Source organism: Vulcanococcus sp. (assembly GCF_044369115.1).
Lineage (GTDB): Bacteria > Cyanobacteriota > Cyanobacteriia > PCC-6307 > Cyanobiaceae > Vulcanococcus.
Genome location: NZ_JBIPMN010000157.1, coordinates 1 through 6,174, shown reverse-complemented (window position 1 = coordinate 6,174; position 6,174 = coordinate 1). Strand labels below are relative to the sequence as shown.

General features: G+C 66.6%; 8 protein-coding genes and 1 pseudogene. 4 read left to right on the top strand and 5 right to left on the bottom strand.

Going from position 1 to position 6,174, the window contains the following annotated elements; genetic code table 11:
* Together ACIQ2E_RS11550 and ACIQ2E_RS11545 are read left to right on the top strand one after the other, a co-directional pair.
* A pseudogene (locus ACIQ2E_RS11550) lies at positions 1–430 on the top strand (DEAD/DEAH box helicase); the annotation flags it as partial.
* 137 nt (positions 431–567) lie between these two features.
* On the top strand, positions 568–999 hold the full coding sequence (locus ACIQ2E_RS11545) for a 23S rRNA (pseudouridine(1915)-N(3))-methyltransferase RlmH (RefSeq protein WP_398330537.1): 432 nt from the start codon (positions 568–570) through the stop codon (positions 997–999).
* A 110-nt stretch (positions 1,000–1,109) separates the two neighbouring features.
* On the opposite strand, the gene purB is transcribed toward ACIQ2E_RS11545, so the two are convergent.
* Positions 1,110–2,405, bottom strand: coding sequence for an adenylosuccinate lyase (purB, locus tag ACIQ2E_RS11540; RefSeq protein WP_398330534.1), 1,296 nt, complete (start codon positions 2,403–2,405; stop codon positions 1,110–1,112).
* A gap of 52 nt (positions 2,406–2,457) precedes the next feature.
* Positions 2,458–2,652, bottom strand: a complete 195-nt coding sequence (locus ACIQ2E_RS11535) for a hypothetical protein (protein WP_217794649.1) — start codon at positions 2,650–2,652, stop codon at positions 2,458–2,460.
* A 119-nt stretch (positions 2,653–2,771) separates the two neighbouring features.
* Here ACIQ2E_RS11535 and ACIQ2E_RS11530 point away from each other — a divergent pair, with 119 nt between their 5' ends.
* Complete coding sequence (locus ACIQ2E_RS11530; protein ID WP_398330529.1) at positions 2,772–3,629, top strand: TlyA family RNA methyltransferase; 858 nt, start codon at positions 2,772–2,774, stop codon at positions 3,627–3,629.
* Between the two features lie 15 nt (positions 3,630–3,644).
* On the opposite strand, the gene ACIQ2E_RS11525 is transcribed toward ACIQ2E_RS11530, so the two are convergent.
* Entirely contained in the window at positions 3,645–3,983 is a 339-nt protein-coding gene (locus tag ACIQ2E_RS11525) for a P-II family nitrogen regulator (protein WP_010310966.1), read from the bottom strand.
* A gap of 187 nt (positions 3,984–4,170) precedes the next feature.
* Here ACIQ2E_RS11525 and queF point away from each other — a divergent pair, with 187 nt between their 5' ends.
* Positions 4,171–4,572, top strand: a complete 402-nt coding sequence (queF, locus tag ACIQ2E_RS11520) for a preQ(1) synthase (protein WP_398330524.1) — start codon at positions 4,171–4,173, stop codon at positions 4,570–4,572.
* Here the strand turns inward: queF and ACIQ2E_RS11515 are convergent.
* On the bottom strand, positions 4,560–5,855 hold the full coding sequence (locus ACIQ2E_RS11515; protein ID WP_398330521.1) for a cytochrome c biogenesis protein ResB: 1,296 nt from the start codon (positions 5,853–5,855) through the stop codon (positions 4,560–4,562). The two genes, queF and ACIQ2E_RS11515, sit on opposite strands and share 13 nt — an antisense overlap.
* A gap of 18 nt (positions 5,856–5,873) precedes the next feature.
* Positions 5,874–6,174: cytochrome c biogenesis protein CcdA (locus tag ACIQ2E_RS11510; protein WP_398330518.1), on the bottom strand; the 301-nt coding region annotated here is incomplete at its 5' end.

Sequence of the window (6,174 nt, the reverse complement as noted above, 5' to 3'; positions counted from 1 at the left end):
CCCGGATCTATGGAGTGGCTTCCCCCCCTCGCCGGCCTCAGAGGAGGCCCTCCACGATCTACGCGGCATCCGGCGTGAGCTGCAGCGCCAGCAGGAGCGGGCCTCGGTGGTGATGCCCTTGTGGTTCGAGCCGGAGCTGATGGGCCTGGTGCACGCCTGGGCCAAGGGCGTGAGCTGGAACGATCTGATCGCCAACACCTCGCTCGACGAGGGCGATGTGGTGCGGGTCATGCGCCGCACGGTGGATCTGCTCGCCCAGGTGCCCTATTGCGAGGCCATCAGCCAGCGCCTGCGCGACAACGCCCGCAGCGCCCTCAAGGCGATCAACCGCTTCCCAGTGTGCGAACCGATCGACCTGCTTGCCGGTGGCGCCGGCCTCAACCCGGCGACAGAGCGAACAACAACGGCAACGGCTACGCCTTCGGTCTGAGCACCAGCCAAACGATCAGCAGCAGCCCGGTGGTGCTCACTGCTGTGTAGATCCAGTCGGCGTAGGGCGTCCAGAACAGAGCCAGGGTTGGTGGCATGGGCCGTGGGTAACGTGCGCGGCAGTGATGGGATGCCGTGATCAATCCCTCCCGCATCCGCATCCTGGCGGTTGGCAAGGTACGCAAGAGTTGGGTGGTGGAAGGCATCGCCACCTACCTCAAGCGCTTGCCCGGGCTGCAGGTGGTGGAGCTGCGTGATGCCGGCAAAGAGCGCGAGGCGGAGGCGATCCTGGCTGCCTTGCGCCCCGATGAGCAGCTCGTGGTGCTGGCGGAGGAGGGGCAGACCTTTGATTCCCCGGCCTTTGCCCAGCGGCTGGAAGGCTCGGGCTCTGAGCGCCTGGCCTTGGTGATCGGTGGCGCCGAAGGCATTGCCCCGGCGCTCAAGGCCCGTGCCCGCTGGAAGCTGAGCCTCTCGCCGATGACCTTCCCGCATGAGTTGGCTCGGCTACTGCTCTTGGAGCAGTTGTATCGAGCGCTCACCATTCAGCAGGGCGGGCCGTATCACAAGTGAACTGCCCTTGATTTTGTACAGATTGCACAGAATGAGGGGCGGTTGTCGCAGCGTGTTCTGTCGGCCGTTGGTTTCCTAGGTGCCACGGCTCAGTGCCGCCTTGATCGGCCTCAGATCCCCAGGCGCTCCCAGATCACGCCGAGATTGGCCTGGTGCAGCTCGGTGGCAAAGCACTCGGCCAGTTGTTCGGGGCTGAGGCGGGAGCTCACTTCGGTATCGGCCTCGAGGTTGGCGCGGAAGTTGCCGCCGTCGGTGTTCCAGGCGGTGTGGGCGTTGCGCTGCACGATGCGATAGGCGTCTTCACGGCTGATGCCGCTGTCCACCAGGGCCAGCAGCACCCGCTGGCTGAACACCACGCCGCCATACACATTCATGTTGCGGGCCATGTTGTCCGGGTAGACACCGAGCCCCTTCACCACATCGGTCATCTCACGCAGCATGAAGTGCAGGGTGACCGAGCAGTCGGGCAGCATCATCCGCTCCACGGAACTGTGGCTGATGTCGCGTTCGTGCCAGAGGGCGCAGTTTTCCAGAGCTGCCACCACGTAGCTGCGCAGCACCCGGGCCAGACCGCTGATGCGCTCGCTGCGGATCGGATTGCGCTTGTGGGGCATGGCGGAGCTGCCCTTCTGACCCTTGGCGAAGTTCTCCTCCACCTCGAGCACATCGGTGCGCTGCATGTTGCGGATCTCGGTAGAGAAGCGCTCCAGGGCTGCGCCCACCAGGGCGAGGGTTTGGATGTATTCGGCGTGGCGATCGCGGCCGATCACCTGGGTGCTGGCGGTATCGGGCACCAGGCCGAGCTTGGCGCAGGCGATCTCCTCCACCCGAGGGTCGGTGTTGGCATAGGTGCCCATGGCGCCCGAGATCTGGCCCACGCTCACCACGCGCTCGAGCCGCTCGAGGCGCTCCTGGTTGCGCACCACCTCCGCCAGCCAGCCGGCCAGCTTGAAGCCGAAGGTGATCGGCTCGCCGTGGATGGCATGGGAGCGGCCGATCATCACCGTGCCTTTGTGCTCGCGGGCTAAAGCCCTGAGCGCATCGGCCAGCTTGTCGAGTTCGGTGCGCAGCAGCTGCACCGAGGCCTTCATCTGCAGGGCCACGCCGGTGTCGAGCACATCCGAGCTGGTCATGCCCACGTGGATGTAGCGGCCGGCATCCCCCACGTGCTCGTTCACGTTGGTGAGGAAGGCGATCACGTCGTGACGCACCTCGGCTTCGATCTCAAGGATGCGCTCCACGCTGAAGCTGGCCTTCTCCTTGATCGTGGCCACGGCCTCGGCGGGCACGCGGCCCAGCTCGCAGTTGGCTTCGGTGGCGGCGATCTCCACATCCAGCCAGCTCTGGAACTTCGCCTGCTCGCTCCAGATGGCGCCCATCTCGGGCAGGGTGTAACGCTCGATCAAGGCCGCCGCGGGCTCACATCCAAACCAATGTATGGGGCGGCCCTCAAGGTGATCAGGCCACCGCCGTGAGCTTGCGGTGCTCCACCTCCCACTGCACCAGGGTCCCCCAGGCCTGCTGGCGCACCCAGCAGCGGCCGCCGCGGCACTGGATCAGCTGAAAGGGGGGGAGGTCGTCGGGCTGGTTGCGCAGTTTCACAAAGCTGCCCGGTTGGAGGAGTTCGACCACGTTGGATTGTTGGCGCGGCATGGGGGATCCCCTGTGCTGAGGGTCATCCTCCGGAGTGTTCCCCGTTTTGCCGCTGCAGCCCCCGTTTTTGTTCGGTTTCCCCTGTGCTTTTGTGACAGCACACCAGCACGCCGCTGTTGATGGGCCGCAAGCAACGCCTGGATCTGCAGCTTGTGGAGCTCGGCTTGGCCACCAGCCGCCAGCAGGCCCAGCAGCTGATCCGGGCCGGCAAGGTGCGCAGCGGCGATCGCGTCCTCGACAAGCCTGGGCTCGATGTGTTGCCGGATCTGCCCTTGCAGGTGGAGCAGCCGCCGCGGTTTGTGTCCCGCGGCGGTGAAAAGCTCCTGGCCGCCTTGGAGGCCTTTCCGATTGAGCCAGCCGGACGCGTGTGCCTCGATGGCGGCATCTCCACCGGCGGCTTCACCGATTGCCTGCTGCAGCATGGCGCCAGCCGGGTGTACGGCGTGGATGTGGGTTATGGGCAAACGGCCTGGAGCCTGCGCACCGATCCGCGCCTGGTACTCAAGGAGCGCACCAACCTGCGGCACCTCGAGCCGGCCGACCTTTACGGCGAAGAGGATCCCTGGCCGGATCTAGCGGTGGCGGATGTGTCGTTCATTCGCCTGGCGCTGGTGCTGCCGGCGATCGGCCGGTTGCTGCGGCCTGAGCGGCGCGAGGCGCTGCTGCTGGTGAAGCCACAGTTCGAGGTGGGCAAAGAGCGTGTGGGGAAGGGCGGTGTGGTGCGCGACCCGGCGGCCCATGCGGATGCGATCGAAGGGGTGATCGCGGCGGCCTCGGCGGAGGGATGGAGCGCCTGCGCGGTCACCGCCTCACCCATCACCGGGCCCGCGGGCAACCACGAATACCTGCTCTGGTTGCGCAGCGGCACCTGGCCTCTGCTGGGGGTTGCGTCTGAAGTGGAGCTACAAAAAAACGCCGGAGTCGCCCCCGAAGCAGAGGCCATCCGGCGCCTGGTTGCTGAAACTCTGGGGGCTTGAACAGCGCCCGCAGGCTCAGATGGCGCTGCTGTCGCGATCGCCGGTGCGGATGCGGATCACGGAATCCACGGGGCTGATGAAGATCTTGCCGTCGCCGATCTCGCCGGTGCGGGCCGCTTCCTGGATGGCGCCCACCACGGTGTCCACCTGGGCATCGTCGACCACGATCTCGAGCTTCAGCTTCTGCAGGAATTCCACGGTGAACTCGGAACCGCGGTAACGCTCCACCTGGCCCTTCTGGCGACCGAAGCCACGAACCTCGCTCACGGTCATGCCGACGATGCCGGCATTCACCAGCGCCAGCTTCACGTCTTCAAGCTTGAACGGGCGAATGATGGCCTCAACTTTTTTCATGGCTGCGGGAGTGGCTTGGAACGCTCTGTCGGAGACAGTCTCTCAGGAATTCTGGAAAGACACGCGGGGAGCTGGGCCCCGGCAGGCCCATTAGGCCGCAGCTTTCAGGGCGAGGGTGTTGCGATTGCTACCGCAGCGGGTGCCTGGGGGCGGCTGCCTAGCATCCGGCCTGAAACCAAGCCTGCCGATGAGCGCCGATCAGACCCGCACGCCCCTCTATGGAGAGCGGGCCATCGCCGAAGCGGAGCTGATCTGTTTCGACAATCCGCGTCTGGGCCGGGCCTACGAGGTGTCGATCACCCTGCCGGAATTCACCTGCAAGTGCCCCTTCTCGGGCTATCCCGATTTCGCCACCCTGCGCCTCGTTTATCAGCCGGGCCCCCGGGTGATGGAGCTCAAGGCGATCAAGCTCTACGTGAACAGCTACCGGGATCGCTCCATCTCCCATGAGGAGGTCACCAACCGCATCCTCGACGACTTCGTGGCGGCCTGCGAACCGGTGTGGATGCAGCTCGAGGCTGATTTCAACCCCCGCGGCAACGTGCACACCGTGATCCGGGCCAGCCACGGCAGCCGTCAGCCCTGCTGAAGATCCACCAGGAGAGCGGGCAGCTCCCGCGAGAAGGCCGCCAGGTTGCGGTTGCATAGCCCAGCCACATGCAGCTTCTGCTGTTCCGGCTCGGCGATGGCCCACAGCTGGCGGGTGGCGATCAGGCTTAGGGCGCCGCCCGCCAGGGCGATGGCAAAGCCGGCGTATACCAGGGGCACACCAGGGTCGCGCTTGAGCAGCAGGCCACTGGCGGGCACCACCCCGGCGATGCGCAACGGGATGCCGGCGATCTCCGCCGGGCCCCCGCCGGGCACCAGCGTGCCCAGCACCTCGGCCTCGGCGGAGTACACCGTTACAGGGCCTTGCTCGCTGGAGAGCGACACCAGCACCGGGTTGCTGCCATCGGGGCGCGTGGGCAGCACGATGCCCCACACCTGATCCCCCAGCTGCGGGAAGCTCTGCAGCGGCAGTTCCAGGATCGGGCTCTTGCCGAGCTGCACCTGAATGGCGGCCAGGGCCCAGTCGGCCTGGTACACCGTCATCCCCTGGAAGCGCAGGGGATGGTTCACGCTGATTTCACGGTTGGTGACGCTCAGCGGCTGTGCTGCAGCGGGATCACCGGGCTGCAGGCGCAGCTGGGAGCGGAACTGTTCCGGCCGGCCGGCCGGGTCGCGTTCAATGCCGAAGCCTTCCAGCGTCACAGTGAGCTGGGTTTCACCGCGGCGGTTGAGCAGCTCCAGCTCATTGCCGGGGGCGAGGAAGCGCTCGAGCCGCTGGCCGGCCAGGGCGCCCCAGGCCGCTCCCACCATCAGCACCACCAGGCCGGCATGCACCAGCAGCGGACCAACCCGGCCACTCACACCCCGCCGGGCCGCTAGGCGATGGGGGTGGAGTTGCACCTGCCAGCCGCGCCGTTGCAACAGCTCCTGCAGATGCCCAAGCTGCGTGTCGGCGTTGGGGCTGTTGAGGGTTTCCGCCAGGGTGAGCTTGCTCAACTGACGCGGGTTGCTGTAGTCGATCCAGCGCAGGGCGGCCTGCAGGGCCGGCCACTGGCGGCGCCAACTGCACAGGATCAGCGAGAGCCCCAGCCAGGCCAGTAGGGCCAGAAACCAGTTGCTCGAATACACGTGATCGAGCTGCAGGCGCAAGATCGCATCGCCGTTGAGCAGCCCCAGCCAGGGCTTGGAGTCGTAGACGCGGTGGTACAGCTCAGCGTTTTCTTGCTGCGGCACCAGCGTTCCCAGGCCGCTGGCGATGGCGATCAGGATCAACAGCCCGATAGCCAGGCGCAGGTCGGAGATCCAGGCGATCAGGCGTTTCATCAACAATGCAAGGAGATCTCAGCCCCAGCGGGCCAGAAGGGTGAGTGTGCCTGTGGCCAGCAGCACCACGCCGCTGATGGGGGGAACCCACTGGCCCAGCGCACGCAAGGCCAGCAGCCGTGGCACCCAGGCGGCGGCGGTGCCGGCGAGCAGCAACGGCATCACCTGGCCGGCGGCAAAGGCGGTGAGCAGCACCACGCCCGCCAGCGGATCGCCGGCCTGGGCGATCCAGGCCAGCAACACCGCCAACACCGGCGTGGTGCAGGGAGAAGCGGCCAACCCGAAGGCCAGGCCAGCCGCTAGGGGTGCGAGGGCCCTC

What these genes read in the sequence shown, in the direction of transcription:
- ACIQ2E_RS11525 (WP_010310966.1), bottom strand. Translation starts at nt 3,983, where the DNA reads ATGAAAAAAGTTGAGGCCATCATTCGCCCGTTCAAGCTTGAAGACGTG.
- ACIQ2E_RS11535 (WP_217794649.1), bottom strand. Translation starts at nt 2,652, where the DNA reads ATGCCGCGCCAACAATCCAACGTGGTCGAACTCCTCCAACCGGGCAGC.
- ACIQ2E_RS11515 (WP_398330521.1), bottom strand. Translation starts at nt 5,855, where the DNA reads ATGAAACGCCTGATCGCCTGGATCTCCGACCTGCGCCTGGCTATCGGG.
- queF (WP_398330524.1), top strand. Translation starts at nt 4,171, where the DNA reads ATGAGCGCCGATCAGACCCGCACGCCCCTCTATGGAGAGCGGGCCATC.
- ACIQ2E_RS11530 (WP_398330529.1), top strand. Translation starts at nt 2,772, where the DNA reads ATGGGCCGCAAGCAACGCCTGGATCTGCAGCTTGTGGAGCTCGGCTTG.